This window comes from Actinokineospora sp. PR83, assembly GCF_021056305.1.
Lineage (GTDB): Bacteria > Actinomycetota > Actinomycetes > Mycobacteriales > Pseudonocardiaceae > Actinokineospora > Actinokineospora spheciospongiae.
This window is the reverse complement of record NZ_JAJCXD010000093.1, coordinates 37,774-55,775: the sequence shown is the minus strand read 5'-3', so window position 1 is coordinate 55,775 and position 18,002 is coordinate 37,774. Positions and strand designations below refer to the sequence as shown.

Genomic DNA, 18,002 nt, shown 5'->3' with positions numbered 1-18,002 from the left:
CAGGTGGCCTCCAGGATTATGGGTCAGGTGTATTATGTCAACTGTATTGGAACAGCCCGGGGTTCGGGGGAGGGGCCGACGATGCCGAAGCAGGTGGATCACCGCGGGCGCCGCGAAGCGATCGCCCGCGCACTGTGGCGGGTGGTGGAGCAGCGCGGCGTCGCACAGCTCACGATGCGCGTGGTGGCGCAGGAGGCGGGCATGTCACTCGGGCAGTTGCAGCACTACTTCGCCTCCCGGACCGCCATGCTCTCCTTCGCCGTGGACTTCGCGTCCGAGCAGACCTCGGTGCGCGTACGCCAGGGGCTCGACAAGCTCGGTGACCGCCCGCACCCCCGCGACGTGCTGCGACTGGCACTCGCGGAAATGCTCCCCCTGCACGCCGACGCCCGCGCCACCAGCCGGATGAGTGCCGCCTACGTCCTGGAGGCGCTGCACGACGAGGCCGTGCACGAGCAGGCGCGTCGCGGCCTCGTCCAGGGGCGGGCCCTCGTCGAGCAGGTGGTCCGCCAGGCGATCGCCGACGGGCACATCGACTCCGGTCGTGACCCGGCGACCGAGACCAACCTGCTCCTCGCCCTCACCGGCTTCACCCCCCTGATCGAACTCGACGTGATCGAGCCCCGGGACGCGTTGGCCGCGATCGACGCGCACCTGCACCGGCTGTTCAGCAGTACGTGACCCTCGCGATGGGACCGGCTCGGGCTCGCAAGAGTCGAGATTCGATGTGACAACTGCGACACGGCACGGTAGGACAACATCTCCGAGTTCTGGGTGACGCACGACGGTCGTGGTCGAAAGTGCTGCCACCAGGGACTTCGCCGCATCCGGGCCACAGCAGACCGAAGCACCCTCACCTTGAGATCAAGCGAAAGCCTTGCTCGTCAAGGTAAGCACGCCAGGATGAAAACCCCACTGCTTGACAAGGTCACCCCCACAGTTTATCCATTGGGCAGAGACTGATGGCGCCGTAGCTTCAACCATGGTCGCGTTCAGCTCACCGAGGGCGGAGGGCATGACTCGTGAGACCTTGTCAGGCAGTCGGCGGGGCGGTAGTCGACGGGTCGGGCCGTGGTTCTGTCGACGTCACCATCGAAGGCGATGGCAAAGGCATGACGCCTGCTGTGTCGTCAGACCGGGCCGGTACGTAGACGCCGAATACCCTGGCGGACCCTGTCGAGGTCCGGCACGAGCAAGCCGCCACCGCTGACTGGCGAGCGGGGGCGCGGGCAGGCCGAGCCGCGAGCAGTTCGACCGCGGTGGCACCGGTGATCAGGTTGCGTCGGCTGAGGACGTTGACCGGTCCACATCCTCGGCCGAGCTCCCTCGCCGCACCGGCAGCGACTCGTCGCGACGACAATTCCCACCACCGCGGGATCGACGGCGATCCCGGCGCTGACGCGGGCTGCCTGCTCATCCGAATCGGCAGGGGGTCGCGGGCAAGAGGCCCACCCGGCAGGGCACCGCTCGGATGGCGGGCGTCGGCCGGGCCACGGTGTCGCTGGTGCTCAACAACCGGACCGACTTGCAACGGAGCTCCACAGATGGCCCAGCAGCCTGACGAAGCCGACCGGATTTCCCCTGGTGCACCGGGGATCATACAGCGGAGCAACGAACTGGGTCGCTTGGTCAGCGCCCTCAACACCGCGGAGACGAGCATGCCCGCGGTGGTGCTGGTGGAGGGCACCACCGGGGCCGGCAAGACGACACTGCTGGGCGAGGTGGCGGATGTCGCCAGGGCGCGCGGGTTCCAAGTGGCCGGGGCCGTGACGTCCACTCTCGACAGGTTCATGTCGTTCTCCGTCGTTCGGCAGTTGTTCGAGGACCTCACCGCGGGGCCGGAGGCCTGCGCCGTGGAGTCGATCATCGGCGTGGACCCCGGCGCGGCCGACCGGTCAGGAGCGGACAGGTGGGCCGCGGCCGACTTCGACGGACTGGCGACCCACCAGACGTACTACGAGCTGTACCAGCTCGTGAGCGGACTCGCGGACCGCGGACCGGTTTGCTTCATCGTCGACGACCTGCAGTGGGCCGACGTCTCGTCGCTGCGGTGGCTCAACTACCTCATGCGGCGGGCGACCAAGCTGCCCCTCGCCGTCCTGCTCGGCTGCACGACCGGGGTGTACCCCGCGGATCCGCTCCAGATCGCGGAGATGCAGATCTACGCCACTCGGGTGCGGATCGGCGGTTTCACCACGGAAGACCTGTCGAGGTTCGCCGAACTGGTGCTCGGCCGTGCGCCCGAACCCGGGTTCACCGAAGCCTGCCACGCGGCGACAGGGGGAAATCCGCTGGCTCTTCGCCACCTGCTGTCGACGATGGCTGAGTCCTCCGCCCACCCCGGCGCAGCCGTGCCGGAGACCCCGGCCTCGTACGGAGTGCAGGAGCTGGGCGAGTCGGTGCTCGCCCGACTCCTCCGCGAGTCCGACCGACTGGTCCGGCTCGCCAGGACGATCGCGGTCGTGGAGCCCCCGGAACTCGGGCTCGCGGCCGAGGTGGCCGGGATGACGTTGCCCGACGCCGCCGACGGCGTTCGCCTGCTGGTGCGGATGGGGTTGATGACCGGCGCAGAAAAGCCCGCGTTCACCCACTCCGTGATCAAGGACGCGATCGCGAACTCGATCACCCGCGCGGCCAGGGACGGCCTCCACGCGCGAACCGCGGCAAGTCTGCACGCGTCCCGGGCGCGAGCGGCGTTCGTCGCACGGCACGTCCAGTGCACAACTTCGAAGCTCGGTGGGTGGGCTGCCGACGCGCTGTTGCAGGCAGCGGAGGAGTTGCTGGACGACGGTGACGCGACCACTGCCGCGAGCTTCCTCACCAGGGCACTGCACGAAGACGTGCCGAACGAGCTCAGGACGAAGCTGCTGATCAAGCTCGGTCACGCCGAATCGTTCTTCGACCCCCGCCTGGCGGCCACGCACCTCAAGCAGGCGTTGGAGAACGTCGAGGAGCCCGAGCTCCTCCTCGACGCCACATCGCTGCTGTCCCGAGCGCTGTACCTCGACGGGCGCTACGAGGAGGCGCGCGGGGCGTTGAGCGAGTCCATGGCCAGGATGTGCGCCTCCGCCCCGGAGTTCTCCGCTCAACTGCGCCTCGCGCTCCGCGTCACCCTGCCGACCGAGGAGTCCGAGGAGCACAACGTCGTCGCGGACCGCTTCCCCGTCGACTGGCGGCGCGGCGGGGCTCGTGGCCGCGGGCTGGCGGCGCTGATCGCGGAGGACCTGGGCAACCGGGGCGAAGACCTCACCACGTGCCGCGAGGCCGCCCTGGTCGCGTTGTCCGCGGGCGCGGTGTCGATCATGCAGGACCCGCAGCGGATGATGGCCGCCATCAACTCGCTGATCCGGACCAACGAGCTGGAGCTGGCCCTGCGGTACTCCAGTGAGGTGATCCTGGAAGCCCACCGCCGGAAACTCGACCTGGTCTTCGTCCTGGGGCACGCCCTGCGGTCGAGGGTGCACTTCCACCGCGGGGCACTGGCCCAATCGGTCGTCGACGCCAGGCTGGCACTGGCCAAGGCCCAGCAGATGGACCTGCACCGACACCACCCCGGTCACGTCTGGTCGGTGGACGCACTCCTGTCCGCACTGCTGCACCTCGGTGACGTCGAAGCGGCACGTGAGCTGGTCGAACCCATCGGCCGCGCGAGCCCGTTGCCGAGCAGTTGGCACCACACCAGCCTGCTGCACGGGCGCGGTCACCTCCGCATGCAGTCGGGAGACGGCGTCGGCGCACTCGCGGACCACCTGGAGTGCGGGCGACGACTGAAGTCGTGGGGTGCTCCCAGCCCCGCTGTGCTGCCGTGGCGGTCGTACGCGGCCGTTGCGCACCTCCACCTCGGTCAAGCACCGGAGGCGCTGGAACTGGCTTTCGAGGAGCTGGAGCTGGCGAAGAAGTGGACCTCGGCGCCGAGCCTGGCCCGCGCGCTGCTCACCGTCGGCATCGCCACCGGCGGCGCCGCGGCGCTGCCCTGGCTCGTGGAGGCCGACCACGTCCTGCGCGACGCACAGGCACTGCTGCTGCGCGCGACGGTCCTCGTCGAACTCGGGACGACGAGGTGGCACCACGGGCAGCGGGAACTCGCTCGGGAGGAGCTGGCCCAGGCGAAGGTCGCCGCCGAGCGGTGCGGATCTTCGCCGCTGCTCACCAAGCTCGCCGAGCTGCCGCCGGAGGCGGTGGGACGACCCGACGCCCCGCCTGCCACCGCTGTTCCCGCAGGCTCTCCATTGACACCGCGAGAGCACCGCGTGGCGAGCCTGGTCGCCGCGGGCGACTCGAACGACGAGGTCGCCCGCAAGTTGTCCGTGTCCCGGCGGGCTGTCGAGTTCCACCTCACGCACGTCTACCGCAAGCTCGGGATCCAGCGGCGCACGCAGTTGGCGGCAATGCTCTACTCGGGTGGCAACAGTGGGTAGGGAACGGCTCCCGTCACGCTGAACCCGCTCGGTGCAAACGACGCTAGTGACATCGGATCCGTCTGGTCAACCAGCCGTGCCAACCGGTGGAACCTCTCGCGTGTCGACCACCTGACCACAGCAGACCGGCGGTCCCGACCGTGCCTGCCCCGCGGGTCCCGTTGCCGCGAGTAGCAACCGGCGGCCCGCAGGTTCACCCTTTCGCCCTCAACCTTGTGGAACTCCGTAGTTACACAAAGCGACGCTCTTCATACGGTGGGATGGAACCTACAGGCGGAAGGAAGACCACCGTGATAACCAAGCGACACACCGCCTTGGAAGCCCCCGCTCCAGTGCCGCCCAGTCGAGACCCCGATCCTTCACGGCGCACCGCGGCCACGAAGGTGCTGTCCGTGCTCCAGGCCTTCGGCGCGTGCGACGGCGCGGCATCACTCACCGAGCTCACCCGTCGCGCCGACCTCCCGAAGTCCACTGTCCACCGCATGGTCGGCTTCCTGCGGGCCGAGGGCCTCGTCGAGATGGCGGGCAACAGGTTCCTCCTCACTCACAAGATCACCGAGCTGTCCACCGCCGTCCCCCTGGACATCTCCGACCACACCCGCGAACGGCTGTTCCCCGTTCTCGCGGACCTCTACGAGACCACCCGCGAGGCCGTCCAGCTCTCCGTCCTGTGCGGCACCAAAGCCCGCGTCGTCGAACGCCTGCACGGCAGGCAGTCGAGCAAGCTCGCGACGCGCCTGCGCGACCCGCTCCCCCTGCACTGCACCGCACCCGGGAAAATCCTCTTGGCAGGCGACCCGAGCCTGTTCCCCGTCCTGTGCGCCCAGGGGCTGGAGGCCCGCACCCCCGCCACCATCACCACCGCGGAGATGCTCCAGTCCGCGCTGACCGGCGTTCGCAAACACGGTGTCGCCTTCGACCGCAGCGAGTGGCTCCCGGGCTTCACCGGTGTCGCGGCACCCATTTGGGGACCCGGCCCGACCCTCGTCGGCACGATCTCCGTGTTCGGTCCCGTACACCGCCTCACCCCGGATGCCATCGCGCGCCGCGTCCACCACGCCGCCGAGACCGCGACCCGAGAGCTCCGTTCCACTCCTCCTTCCCCGGGCCACCGACTCACCGGGTGAACACGGGTGTTCAACGGCGCCAGCCGTTCACCACGTGTCGCAGGACACGTCGGGCCCGTGTCATCTCGTGGGACGAAGACGTGATCGGCCCGTGGGGCGTCGGTAGTTTCATCTCGGGAAGCCTCAACGTGGAGCGCCGAGTTGAAACCCCAGTGGTCAGCATGATCGCACAGTGCGGCCACGGCTTGAGATGACCCCACAGCACATCGGTCAACCGCGAACCGGAACTCCGACTGGCGCCTGTCCACCGGCATGCGCGATGCCCGTGGACCGAAAGGATTCGATCACATGACCGCGACCGCAGGCCCTCATGGGCGACAACTGTTCACACACGCCCGTGCCACGCAGGCGAAGCGGTTGACTGCCGTGGACGCGGAGCAGGGCATCTCGGCCTGCCGGCAGGCGATGCGCGACCTGCTGCGGCAGGAGTTGTTCGACCCGCGACTGCGTGACGACCTGCCCCTGCGGGGCTACATGGACTTGACCATCGACCGGATGAAAGCGATCTTCCGAGAAGGGTTGGTCGACAACGACATGTGGATGGGCAGGCCCCGGGAGCACGCGTTCCGGTCCATGTGCGACGTCATGGGCCTGACCGGCGCCTTCGACTTCGCGCTCACCTCGACCATCACCGATCACCTCATCGCGGGGAGCGCGCTGTTCAACCACGGCTCTCCCGAGCAGGTCGCCCGGTACCACGACGAAATCACGCGGATGCACCAGGTCTACGCTTTCTGCTGCACGGAGATCGGGGGCGGGACCAACCTGCGGGAGATCCGCACGACGGTGTCCTGGGACCGCGCGGAGCAGTGCTTCACACTCGACACCCCCACGGACGCCGCGTGCAAGTTCTGGATCGGGAACATCAAGCACGCCGCGACCGTCGGCATGGTGTTGGCCCGCCTCGTCATCGAGGGCGAAGACCTCGGCCACCACTGGTTCCGCGTCCCGCTGCGGAACGAGGAGAACGGTCCCCCTCTCCCGGGTATCACGATCCTCTCTTGCGACCCGAAGGGGGGCATCCAGGCCAACCAGGTCGGCGGTGCCCGCTTCACCGGGGTCCGGTTGCCCCGCGAGGCGTTGATGGGGCGATACTCGCGCGTCGATGAGGGCGGACGTTTTTCCAGCACCCTCCCCGATGCCGGTACCCGTTTCGTGAAGTCCATAGAGACCTTCGTCCAAGAACGCATCTTCCCGCTCAGCGCCGGGGCACGGGCCGCCGAACTCGCGGCCCACCTCACCTGGCGGTTCGCCGGTCACCGCGAGACCCGCAGCACGCCCAAGCGCAGGACCCTCCTGGACGAGCCGCTGTTCCTCGACCGCCTCTACCAGGTCCAACTGCGCTGCCTCGCGCTGCGGTTGCTGGAACGCGCCGTCGTCAGGGGTGTCGAACGCGACTGGCACACCGACCCCGCTCGCAAGAACACGCACCTCCTCACCGCGACCGGGAAGTGCGGTTCCTGGCTGGTCCTGGAAGTCCTGGCCGCGTGCCGTGAGATGTGCGGCTCGCAGGGCTTCCACGGCCACAACCAGATCGTCACCCTGCGGACCGACTTCGAGGTCAACGTGACCTTTGCGGGCGACAACTCCGTGATGGCCTACCAGGTGGCGCGCAGTGCCCTGGGTTCCGACCGGTTCGCCGAGTGTCCGCCTGTGACACTGCCCGAGCGGGTCGAGGGGGAACTGACCGAGGTGTGGCGCAGCCGTCCCGACGGGTCGTTCACCCACGCCGAGGCCGTCGTGCTCGTCCACGCCCGCATGCTCGACCTCATCCTGGACGAGCACGACGCCGACCCGCAGGTGCCGCAGCAGGTTCTGGACGACCTGGTGGCCGACTTCGCCGCGCACCGGCTGCGGGAACCGCACCGGCCCCTGTCGGCCGACAGGGAGAAGGTCGACCTCCTGGCCGAATTGCTCGCGCCCCTGCCGGAACTCGTCACCGCCCCCATGATCGACGACAGCTACCTGGCGGAGTTCACGTCTTCAGCGCGGGCGGTGGGCATGCCCATCCCGTTGCAGGGCAGGTGAGCCGCTGTGGCGATGCGTGTGCACGAAGAGACGCGGGCGGTGGGCGGTCTGCGATTCCACTTGCGGCGTGCCGGAGAGGGGCCGCTGATCCTCCTCCTCCACGGCTGGCCGCAGACCGGCCACGCCTGGCGCCACGTACTCCCCGCTCTCGCGCGGGATCACCTGGTGGTCGCGCCGGACCTGCGCGGGTACGGGGCGTCCAGCCGACCCCGGGGCGGGTACGACAAGCGGACCATGGCGGCCGACATGAGCGGACTCATGCACGAGCTGGGACACACGCAGGCCGTTGTGGTCGGGCACGACCGGGGCGCGCGCGTCGCCCACAGGTGGGGCCTGGATCGACCACACGAGATCAGCCGCCTGGTGCTGCTCAGTGTCGTACCGACGCGGGAGATGTGGCGGCACATGGACGCACGGGTCGGAACCGCGTACTGGCATTGGCTCTTCCACCTCGTTCCCGACCTCCCCGAGTTCCTCACCGAGGGAAAGGCCGGGGAATACGTCCGGTTCATGCTGGCCGCCGGGGCATTCCGGCACGAGGCGTTCACCGAGGCGGACCTGCGGCACTACGCGGAAACGTACGCCCGGCCCGGGGCGCTTCGCGCGAGCTTCGACGACTACCGGGCCGCTCGCCACGAGGACCTGAAAGCCGACGAGGCCGACGCCGCCGCGGGCCGCCGCCTGACGATGCCCGTGCAGGTGGCGTGGGGCGCCGAGGGGCTGGTGGGAACACTGCCCGTGCTCGACCTGTGGCGGGACTACGCCACCAGGGTCGAGGGCGCCCAGATCGCTTCCTGCGGGCACTTCCCGGCCGAGGAGCAACCAGACGTCCTGGTCGCGCGGATCCGGGCTCACCTCACCGACGACAAGGCTGTGGAGGGAAATTGAGGGCGCTGGTTGTCACCGAGGAGCGCGGGCTGCGTCTCGCGGAGGTCGAGGAACGCGAGCCCGCGCCCGGTTGGGTACGCGTGGACGTGGCGTTCTGCGCCATCTGCGGTTCCGACCTGCACCTGCGGGCCATGCCGCACGTCGTCCCGGCGGGCGCCGTGCTCGGACACGAGATCTCCGGGCACGTCGCTGCACCGGGCGGGGAGCGGTTGGCGGCGGGACAGGCCGTGGTGGTGTGGCCGAAGGCGGGCTGCGGTGCCTGCGACGGCTGCCGGGTGGGCGACAACCACCTGTGCGCCGTGCAGCCCTGGCAGTTGAGCTCCCTCGGCCTGGGCACACGCGCCGGTGGCTACGCCGAAAGCATCGTCGTCCCCGAGCACACGGTCTACCCGGTGCCGGACGGCGTTCCGCTGAAGCACGCCGCGCTGACGGAACCGCTGTCCTGCGCGGTCCACGCGGTCGACCGCTCCGGAGTTTCGGGGTCGGACACCGTCACGATCCTCGGCGGCGGCACGGTCGGCTTCCTGCTGGCACACGTGCTGCTGCTGCGGGGAGTCGAGGACGTGCGGGTGGTGGAACCGAACGCCGTGCGGCGCGCGCGCCTGGCCGCGACCGGGATCACCGCGGTGGACGTCGATGAACGCAACCCGGACGCGGACGTGGTGTTCGAGTGCGTGGGTTCGGTGACCGCGCTCTCGGAATCGGCCCGGCGCCTGCGGACAGGGGGGACGATCGTCGCACTCGGGGTGAACGAGCGGCCCACGGAACTGGACTCGGTCGCCCTGATCACCAAGGAGATCCGGATCGTGGGCAGCTTCGCCCAGAACAGGGGCGCGTTCGAGGCGGCCCTGGACCTCCTCGCGGGCGGCGACGTCCCGGTCGGGCGGATCATCACCGACGTCGTCCCGCTGGACGGCGGATCGGTCACAGCGATGATGGACGCCCTCACCGGACGGCCCGGGGACCACCAGGTGGTCATGATCGCGCCCGGCGGGTGACGTCGAACGGGGCAGGCCGCATAGCGACGACGGCCTTGCCGGAGGTGTCGCGCTCGAAGGGGGCCGGGCGCGGCACCATCAGCGCTGTCCGGCGGCGCGTTCGACCAACGTGGTGACTCGGTGATCCACCATGCGGCGCATGACCAGGGAGGTGGTGGTCCGCTCCACGCCGTCGATCGCGAGAACCAGACCGGCGATGCGGTAGAGGTCGTCGGCGTCCCGGGCGACGGCGTGGACCAGCAGGTCGCTCTCGCCGCTCATGCCCAGCACCTCGACGACTTCCGGCACCCCGGCCAGTGCCTCGCCGACCGGATCGAGCTTGCGCTGTTCGACCACGACGCTGAGGTACGCGGTCAGCGGGTAGCCGAGCGCCGCGGGATCGATCCGTCGCTCCAGGTTGCCCAGCACGCCGCTGTCCTCCAGCCGGGACAGCCGGGCCTGCACGGTGTTGCGGGACAGCCCGGCGCGCTCGGCGAGCGCCAGCGCCGTGCCGCGCGGGTTCTCCGCCAGCGCCAGCAGCAGCCGTGCGTCGATGGCGTCGACCCGAACCGGTTTCCCACCTTCCTGCTCGTCTTGCTCGCCCGTGTGCATCATGCTCGTCCTCCCGTGACCGGAGACCGCTGGCGTGTGCGAAATGCACACCCCGGTGAGGTTCTCTTGTGCGGTGAGATTACACATGGTGTGCTGAGCAAACATGTTGCACGAGAAGGAGTCGACGATGTCCGCACCATCGGCGCCCGCTGCCCCCACCCGCACCGAGGAGCGGCTCGCCGTGCTCGGCGAGATCGAGCAGCGCGTGCGGTGGCTCGCGACGGCGATCGTCGACCACGCGAACCGGGTGCGCCCGAACCCGACCGGTCTGAAGGTCGGCGGGCACCAGGCGTCGTCGGCGTCGATGACCACGCTGATGACCGCGCTCTGGTTCGAGCACCTGCGGGCGGGCGACCGGGTCTCGGTCAAGCCGCACGCCTCACCGGTGCTGCACGCGATCAACTACCTCCTGGGCGAGCTGGACGAGGAGTACCTGACCACCCTCCGGGCCTTCGGCGGACTCCAGGCCTACCCGTCGCGCTCGAAGGACCCCGACCCGGTCGACTACTCGACGGGATCGGTCGGCATCGGCGCCACCGCCCCCATCTGGGGTGCGCTCGCCCGCCGCTACGTCGGCGCGCTGGGCGGGCAGGCGGGCACGGGCAGGCAGTACTCGCTGGTCGGCGACGCGGAACTGGACGAGGGCGCGGTGTGGGAGGCCCTCATGGACCCGGTGGTCGCCGAACTGGGGGAGGTCGTCTGGATCGTCGACCTGAACCGGCAGAGCCTGGACCGGGTGGTGCCCAACATCGGCAGCACCCGGCTGCGGGGGATGTTCGACGCCGCGGGGTGGCAGGTGCTCACCGTGAAGTACGGGCGGCTGCTGGAGGAGCTGTTCGCACGCGATGGCGGGGACGCGCTGCGGCGGCGGATCGACGAGATGAGCAACCCGGAGTACCAGCGGCTGCTCCGGTGCACGCCCGCGCAGCTTCGGGACCGCTTGCCGGACACGCCGGAGCTGGCCCGCCTGGTGACCTCTGTGGACGACGACACGCTGCGCGCCGCGGTCCGCAACCTCGGCGGGCACGACATGCGGGCGGTCGGTGACGCGTTCGCCCGCATCGACGACACCCGCCCGACGGTGATCTTCGCCTACACCGTCAAGGGATTCGGGCTGGCCAGTGAAGGGCACCCGCACAACCACTCGTCACTGCTGACCGCCGAGCAGTTCGCCGAGCTGGCCACCCGTTCCGGGATGTCGGTCGAGGCGCCGTGGCAGCGGTTCGATGCGGGCACCGCGGCCGGGCGCGTGTGCGCCGCGACGGCCGAGCGGCTGCGCAGGCAGCCCGTGCCCCCGACCGCTGTTCCGCCGCTGCCCACGGACATCGGCCGCACCCCGTCCGGGCGGGCGACCACGCAGGCCGCGCTCGGCCGCACGCTGCTCGACCTGATCCGCGAGGCCCCGGAGGCCGCGCGCCGGGTGGTCACGCTGTGCCCGGACGTCAGCTCGTCGACCAACCTCGGCGGCTGGGTGAACAAGGTCGGGGTCTGGTCGCCGGACGAGCGGCGCGACTGGTTCGACGACGACCCGGAGACGCTCCTGCACTGGCGGGAGCACCCGACCGGGCAGCACCTGGAGCTCGGTATCGCGGAGGGCAACCTGGTCGGTGCGCTCGGCGAGCTCGGTGCCACCTGGTCGCGGTGGGGGCAGCCGCTGCTGCCGATCGGGGTGCTCTACGACCCGTTCGTCGAACGCGCACTGGAGCCGTGGTCGTTCGGGATCTACGCGGGCGGGCAGTCGATCCTGGTCGGCACGCCGTCGGGTGTGTCGCTGGCGCCCGAGGGCGGCGCGCACCAGTCGATCACCACCCCCTCGGTGGGGCTGGAGCAGCCCGGCTGCACCTCCTACGAGCCCGCCTTCGCGATCGAGGTCGAGTGGACCCTGCTGGCCTCGCTCGCGCGGCTGGGCCGCCCGGACGGCACCAGTGCCTACCTGCGGCTGTCCACCCGGCCGGTGGACCAGACCCTGGCCGCGGTGCCCGCGGACGCGGCCGCCCGGGAGCGGCGGCGCAAGCAGGTCGTGGCCGGTGCCTACCCGCTGCGGCGGGCCTCCGGAACGCCCGCGCTGACGATCGCCGCCATGGGGGCACTGGTCCCGGAGGCACTGGCCGCGGCGCAGCGGCTGGAGTCGATGGGCACCGCGGTCGACGTGGTCGTCGTGACTAGCCCGGGGCTGCTGTTCGACGCCGTGCGGGCCCGCTCGGGCCACGGCCACGCCGACACCGGGGTGCTCGGCGCGGCTTTCCCCGCCCACCGGGCGGCGCCCCTGGTCACCCTCCTCGACGGCCACCCGCACACGCTGGCGTTCCTCGCGGGCATCAACCAGGTCCGCGCCACCCACCTCGGCGTGACCCGCTTCGGCCAGTCCGGCGACCTGGAGAGCGTGTACCGGTACCACGGCATCGACGCGGACTCCGTCGTCGCCGCTGGCCTCGACCTGGTGTGACGGTCCTGGCGCATCGGTCACCCTGCCGTGGCAGGCGAGCCGGTCGCGGCGACTGCTCAGGGAGCGTCCGGCACCCCGAGCCGACAGCCGTGGGAGGCGTCAGCGGCCATCACGACGGGGCGGCGCCACGGGACGCGCGGAGGACGCGGCGGGGGTGGTAGTCGTGCTGGGCGTTGGCCAGTCTGCTGACGCCGCCGTCGGTGAGGACCCGGCGAACGGCGAAAGCCAACGGCGCCCGGCTCCCCACCGCGTACAGCGACCGGGGCCGGTCGGACTCGACGGCCCTGACGATCGTGGCGGCCACCTTCTCGGGAGGGATGCCACGCGACTCACGCCGGTCGAGTGCGGACAGCACGGTGTCGAAAGCCGACCGGTACGGCGACGACTGCGCCAGGTACTTCGTCCTCCGCTGGCTGAGCCCCGTGTTGATGGAGCCGGGTTCGACCGTGGTCAACGAGACCCCGTACGGCTGGAGTTCGGCACGGGCCGCGGAGGTGAACCCCCGGAGAGCGGCCTTCGACGCGACGTAGGAGGACCGGAAGGCGACGGGGAAGCTCGCCAACATCGATCCCACCATCACGACCCGCCCGAACCGGTTCGCGCGCATTTCGGGCAGTACCAACTGCATGAGCTGCACCGGGCCCAGGACGTTGACCGTGAACAGGCGCTCGATCGCCGCTGCCGGGATTTCCTCGATCGGCCCGCACTGGCTCTCGCCAGCGTTGTTCACCAGGACGTCGACCTTGCCGACGGCTACGAGGCACGCCCGCATGCTGTCCGGGTCCCCGACTTCGAGCGGGAGGTACTCGACGTTCGGGATGCGGTCACCAGCCGCGATCTTGCCGGGATCCCGACTGGTGCCCACGACGCGATAACCCCTGTCCGCGAGCAGTTGGGCGGTGGAACGGCCGATGCCTGACGAAGCGCCGGTGACGAGGGCGGTCCTCGGGGTCATGGTTCAGTCATTCCGATCGTGCGTGGGGGAGTCCGAGAGCGTTGCGCGAGGTGGCCTGTCGGTGACCACGGCTGCCCGGACTCACCCGGTGCCCGGGCAGCGGCCGGTGCTCACAGGGTCTTGAAGGTGATCGCGCGCTTGTTGGCCCGGGGCTTGGTCCCGGGCCGCGTCCCGGCTCCGAGTCGGAGCAGTTCGGTCGCGCTGGTTCCCGCGCGGAGCCGTTCGAGCAGGTAGTCCGGATCGGTGTTGATCCCGATGGGGTTCTCGGCGAACTCCGGCGTGGCGAAGAACTCGGCCGTGGCCTCGGCGGTGGGGAAGTTCTCGGTCTGGAACTCCAGCCTGGTGCCGTCGGGGTCCTCGTAGTAGAACGACGTCGTCGGTCCGTGGTTGATCGACCACACCGGCGTGATCCCCATCTTCTTGAGGCGCTCGTAGTTCAGGAGCAGGGGTTCCAGCGAGTCGTACGTGAGTGCGAGGTGGTCGATCCCGTAGACCTTGCGCCGGAAGCGGCTGAACGGGAAGAGCAGCCGGAGGAACCGCGGGACCTTGATCAGCGCGAGGCGATGGCTTTCGTGGTCCCAGGTCAGGAACGCGATCTGCTTGTCCTCGTGGACGACACTGGCTCCGAACACACGTCCGTACCAGTCGATCATCTCGCGTGGACGGGCCGTCTTGATGACCCAGTGCGCGAGGGACTGGGGTGGCTGGGGGACTGATGTCGGCGTGGGGGCGCTGTGCTGTTCCATGGTCCTACACCTCCTGGGAGGTTGTGATGGTCGTGTTCTGCACACCGAGGTCAATCGAGCCACTGCTGTTGCGGATCGATGCGGAGATGGTGTCGCCGGGGGCGAGGTAGGGCTTGTCGAGGTTGCGCCGGATGAAGGCCGACCACATCTTCCGCTCCGGGAGCAGGGCCGTCGCCAGCCTGCGGACGATCGCGGGCGGTGAGGTTGCGGTGCAGCCGTGGGGTGTTCCGGTGAGCACCACGTCGCCGGGGCTCAGGTTGCAGAAGGTGCTCAGTTCGGTCAGGGTCTCGGCGGGCCGGTACAGCATGTTCGCCGTGTTGTCCCGCTGCCGGGTGACCCCGTTGACGTCGAGGCGGAGGTCGAGGTCGTCGATGAGGGGGACGGTGTCCTCGTCGAGGACGCCCAGGAACGGGCCGATGGGGCAGAACCCGCGGTAGCTCTTCCCCTTGAGGAACTGTCCCTGCGGCAGTTGGACGTCGCGGGCCGACAGGTCGTTCGCGATCGTGATCGCGAAGAGGTAGTCGTGCAGGTTCGCGTCGGTGATGGTGACCGGCCGGGTGATCGCTTTCTTGATCACGAGGGCCAGCTCGATCTCGAAGTCGAGGAGCCGGACGTGGGCCGGGCGGACCACCGGCGTGTCGGGGCCGGTCACCGACGCGTCCGTCTTGTCGAAGAACAGGTTGAACTCGCGGTTGTCGGGGTCCATGCCGGATTCGATGGCGTGCTGCCGGTAGTTCGCGCCCTGGCACAGGACCCGGCACGGGGTGGTGACCGGCGAGAGCAGGTCGACGTCGCCGACCGCGTGGACCGGCGTCGCGTCGCGGGCCGCCAGCCAGTCCGCCTGTCCGTTCTGGATCAGTTCCCCGGTGCTGGAATACGCACCGGACAGCGGGCTGATCATGCCGTCGGCGACAACACCCCACTCCCGGTGACCTGCGACGCGATAGTGGGTCAGGTAGAGCATGAAGTCCCGCTCCCTTCAGGTCTCACCCGCCTGGCCGAAGTGTGGTGAGCGACCCCGCCCGGCGAGACGGCCGGTCCCGGCGTGGCCGACCGGGTGGTCACACCGTCGGACGCCGAAGCACCTCGTCGAAGGATAGGCAGAACGTTGAATGCAAGTCAATGACTACGGCTCAACCGGTTGGTCCTGCGAGCGTGCCGGTTGGGCCGCGCTGTCGACGAGCAGGTCGAGCGCGGCGCTGGTCTCGATGGTCGGGTCGATGACCGAGGCCGAGCGCACCGCCGACACGATGAGCTGCAGCAGGGCCTCGACCATCACCTCGACCGTGAAGTCGTGCTCGGAGTCGAGCCACTGGACGGTCGCCTCGTCGAGCGCCGCGACCGCGGCCCTTCCCATGAGCTTCAGGGCGGCGTTCTCCGCGTCCAGCCCGAGGAACTGCGCGGCCGCCTTGAGGGCGTCCCACCTCGCGGCCTCGAACACCTCCCGTGCGGCGGGGTCGGTCGCGCGGCCTCCCAGTATCAGTCGACGCGCCAGGCCGCGGTGGTGTGCGAGGTAGCGGAGGTGGGCGGCGAGAGCGGCGCGGAGCTGCGAGCCTGGATTCGCGTCGTCGGAGGGGGTGAAGGACACGCGCATCTGTTCGGCTGTCTCGTGCATCACCTGCAGGTACAGGTTGTGCTTGCTGCCGAAGTAGTGGAAGGGCAACCCGTGTGCGACACCGGCCCGGGCGGCGATCTCGCCGACCTGCACGTCGCCGTACTCGTGTTCGGCGAAGAGGTCGGCCGCGGCGGCGAGGATGCGCCTGCGGGTCTCCAACGCCTGTGCCGCTCGCGTGGTCGCGGCTTCACGTGGCTTTCGTGGCGAGGACATGCTGGCTCTTCTCGGAGGCTCGGGGGACTGGCGGTGGGGCACGCACGGTATGCGGTCGATTGTCGCCGATGTCAGGACGGGCGGGGAAACCGGAACGAGTTGACAGCAAGTCATTGATTTGAACTCAACGAGTCAGTAGCGTGGCCCTCGCCAAGCGGATCGAGACTGGACCGAGGAGGGCGAGTGATGGCGGAAACCCGGACGGGCCATCCGGCCGCGTCGTCGCCGACAACCGATCCGACGCAGCTCAGGCGGGCCTTCGCGCTGGTCCCGAGCGGAGTCGCGGCGGTGTGCGCCCAGGTCGGGACCACTGCGACGGGGATGTTGGTCAGCTCGTGCACCTCGGTGTCGCTCGACCCGGCGATGTTGTCGATCTGCATCCAGTCGTCGTCACGGACGTGGGCGAGCCTGCGGACCTCCGGGGAAGTGGGAGTCAGTTTCCTCAGCGACTCCCAGGACCGGTTGTGCGCCCGGTTCGCCGGTGCCGGACCGGAGCGGCTCGCGGGCACCGACATCGTGGTGACGGACCAGGGAGCTGTTCTCGTACCCGATGCCGTCGCCTGGTTCACCTGCTCGATCCGCGACGAGATCCCCGCAGGCGACCACGTGATCGTTCTCCTGGGCATCGAGAGTTACGGGACACGCCCCGGCCTCAGCCCGTTGATCTTCCACCGATCCGCGTTCACCCGCCTCCCCCGCTGATCGCACTGTTCACTCCTCCCAGGAAAAGGAAAGAAGATGGCAGCTCCGCAAGCGCAACCCCCGACCACCATGGACGAGGTCCGCGCACAGGTCACGTCGCTGCTGCCCATGATCAAGAAGCACGCCGCGGAAAACGAGCGGGAGCGGAAGATCGCACCCGAGGTCATCGAAGCACTCAGGGCAGCGGGTGCGTTCCGGATCGCGTCGCCCCGGCGGCACGGGGGGTTGGAGGCCGGCCTCCGGTCGATGATGGAACTGTCCGCTCTCATCGCGGAGGCCGATGGCGGTACCTCGTGGGTCGTCACGCTGTCGAACGTCAACGCGTGGGCGACGGGCATCTACCCCAAGGAGACCGTGGACGAGATCTACGCCGAGGGCCCGGACCGGGTCCTCGGTGGTGTGATCGCGCCGTCGGCGACCGCCCGCCGGGTTCCCGGCGGCTACCGGGTGAGCGGGAAGTGGCCGTACGCCTCGGCCAGTCTGCACGCCGACTGGTGCGCGGGCGGGGTGTGGGTCGAGGACGAGGACGGCGAGGTGGAAGACCAGGGGCTGGTGATGATCCCGCGCGGCGAACTCGAGGTCGAGGACACCTGGTACGTCGCGGGTATGCGGTCGTCGGGGAGCAATACCGCTGTCGCCAAGGAGGTGTTCGTCCCGGAACACCGACTGGTCTCACTCCTCCCCGTGTCATCCGGCAGTTACCTGGCCGAGCACCCCGACTCGGCGTTCTACCGCTCGGCGTACGGACCGATGCTGGTTCTCGTCCTGGTCGGCCCCCAGTTGGGACTGGGCAGGGCGGCGCTGGACATCGCCGTGTCGAAAGCCTCCCAGAAGGCGCTGGCCTACACCAACATCGAGCGGCAGAGCGATTCGGTCGCGTTCCAGCTCATGGTCGCCGAAGCGGCGACCAAGATCGACACAGCCCACCTGCACGCCTTCCGGGCCGCCGACGACGTCATCCGCTACGCGGAGGCAGGGGTGTTCCCGGAGTTCGACGCCCGTGCGCGGATGCGGGCGGACTCGGCCGTCGCGCTGCGCAGCATCACCGGCGCCATCGACATCCTGCTGGACGCGTGCGGGGCGTCCAGCTTCGCCGAGGTCAACCCCCTGCAGAGGATCTGGCGCGACTCGAACGTGGGCGCCCGGCACGCGGTGATACTCCCGCAGGTGTCGATGGAAACGTACGGCAAGGCGCTGCTCAGCCGGACCGATCACATCACTTCCATCATCTGACGACCCCTGAGCGCACCGCGCGTTCGCCGCTGGAACTGAGAG

At 69.6% G+C, this 18,002-nt stretch carries 15 protein-coding genes; 9 read left to right on the top strand and 6 right to left on the bottom strand.

The annotated features are described in order from the left end of the window. Positions 1-81 precede the first annotated feature (81 nt). The 6 genes from L6E12_RS28695 to L6E12_RS28665 all read left to right on the top strand — a co-directional run bounded on the left by L6E12_RS28695 (position 82) and on the right by L6E12_RS28665 (position 9,459). Complete coding sequence (locus tag L6E12_RS28695) at positions 82-681, top strand: TetR/AcrR family transcriptional regulator (protein ID WP_236231047.1); 600 nt, start codon at positions 82-84, stop codon at positions 679-681. A gap of 863 nt (positions 682-1,544) precedes the next feature. Beyond that, entirely contained in the window at positions 1,545-4,418 is a 2,874-nt protein-coding gene (locus L6E12_RS28685) for an AAA family ATPase (protein WP_255683541.1), read from the top strand. A 260-nt stretch (positions 4,419-4,678) separates the two neighbouring features. Beyond that, positions 4,679-5,545: an IclR family transcriptional regulator gene (locus L6E12_RS28680; protein WP_240013784.1), complete on the top strand. Its 867-nt coding sequence runs from the start codon at positions 4,679-4,681 to the stop codon at positions 5,543-5,545. Positions 5,546-5,833: 288 nt separating this feature from the next. Beyond that, the gene (locus L6E12_RS28675) at positions 5,834-7,573 is read left to right on the top strand and encodes an acyl-CoA dehydrogenase family protein (protein ID WP_236231043.1); all 1,740 of its coding nucleotides are present in this window, start codon (positions 5,834-5,836) and stop codon (positions 7,571-7,573) included. 12 nt (positions 7,574-7,585) lie between these two features. Beyond that, a complete protein-coding gene (locus L6E12_RS28670) occupies positions 7,586-8,461 on the top strand; it encodes an alpha/beta fold hydrolase (protein ID WP_236231042.1) in 876 nt (291 codons plus the stop codon). Then, entirely contained in the window at positions 8,458-9,459 is a 1,002-nt protein-coding gene (locus tag L6E12_RS28665) for a zinc-binding dehydrogenase (RefSeq protein WP_236231041.1), read from the top strand. Before L6E12_RS28670 ends, L6E12_RS28665 begins: the two co-directional genes overlap by 4 nt. A gap of 78 nt (positions 9,460-9,537) precedes the next feature. On the opposite strand, the gene L6E12_RS28660 is transcribed toward L6E12_RS28665, so the two are convergent. Further along, positions 9,538-10,050 carry an Lrp/AsnC family transcriptional regulator gene (locus L6E12_RS28660; protein WP_374201960.1) on the bottom strand — a complete coding sequence of 171 codons (513 nt, stop codon included), beginning with the start codon at positions 10,048-10,050 and terminating at the stop codon, positions 9,538-9,540. Between the two features lie 127 nt (positions 10,051-10,177). On the opposite strand from L6E12_RS28660, the gene L6E12_RS28655 reads away from it, so the two are divergent. Then, positions 10,178-12,496 carry a pyruvate dehydrogenase gene (locus L6E12_RS28655; protein ID WP_236231039.1) on the top strand — a complete coding sequence of 773 codons (2,319 nt, stop codon included), beginning with the start codon at positions 10,178-10,180 and terminating at the stop codon, positions 12,494-12,496. A gap of 109 nt (positions 12,497-12,605) precedes the next feature. Here L6E12_RS28655 and L6E12_RS28650 read toward each other — a convergent pair whose 3' ends face one another. The 5 genes from L6E12_RS28650 to L6E12_RS28630 all read right to left on the bottom strand — a co-directional run bounded on the left by L6E12_RS28650 (position 12,606) and on the right by L6E12_RS28630 (position 16,405). Beyond that, complete coding sequence (locus L6E12_RS28650) at positions 12,606-13,451, bottom strand: SDR family oxidoreductase (RefSeq protein WP_236231038.1); 846 nt, start codon at positions 13,449-13,451, stop codon at positions 12,606-12,608. Between the two features lie 110 nt (positions 13,452-13,561). Then, the gene (locus L6E12_RS28645; protein WP_236231037.1) at positions 13,562-14,197 is read right to left on the bottom strand and encodes a VOC family protein; all 636 of its coding nucleotides are present in this window, start codon (positions 14,195-14,197) and stop codon (positions 13,562-13,564) included. A 4-nt stretch (positions 14,198-14,201) separates the two neighbouring features. Continuing rightward, the gene (locus L6E12_RS28640) at positions 14,202-15,161 is read right to left on the bottom strand and encodes a fumarylacetoacetate hydrolase family protein (RefSeq protein ID WP_236231036.1); all 960 of its coding nucleotides are present in this window, start codon (positions 15,159-15,161) and stop codon (positions 14,202-14,204) included. 162 nt (positions 15,162-15,323) lie between these two features. After that, positions 15,324-16,025, bottom strand: a complete 702-nt coding sequence (locus tag L6E12_RS28635; RefSeq protein WP_236231035.1) for a TetR/AcrR family transcriptional regulator — start codon at positions 16,023-16,025, stop codon at positions 15,324-15,326. A gap of 110 nt (positions 16,026-16,135) precedes the next feature. After that, positions 16,136-16,405: a hypothetical protein gene (locus L6E12_RS28630; protein ID WP_236231117.1), complete on the bottom strand. Its 270-nt coding sequence runs from the start codon at positions 16,403-16,405 to the stop codon at positions 16,136-16,138. Between L6E12_RS28630 and L6E12_RS28625 the strand changes: the two genes are divergently transcribed. After that, positions 16,347-16,727, top strand: coding sequence for a flavin reductase family protein (locus L6E12_RS28625; RefSeq protein ID WP_236231034.1), 381 nt, complete (start codon positions 16,347-16,349; stop codon positions 16,725-16,727). The two genes, L6E12_RS28630 and L6E12_RS28625, sit on opposite strands and share 59 nt — an antisense overlap. Positions 16,728-16,763: 36 nt before the next feature. Then, complete coding sequence (locus tag L6E12_RS28620) at positions 16,764-17,960, top strand: acyl-CoA dehydrogenase family protein (protein ID WP_236231033.1); 1,197 nt, start codon at positions 16,764-16,766, stop codon at positions 17,958-17,960. Positions 17,961-18,002 lie beyond the last annotated feature (42 nt).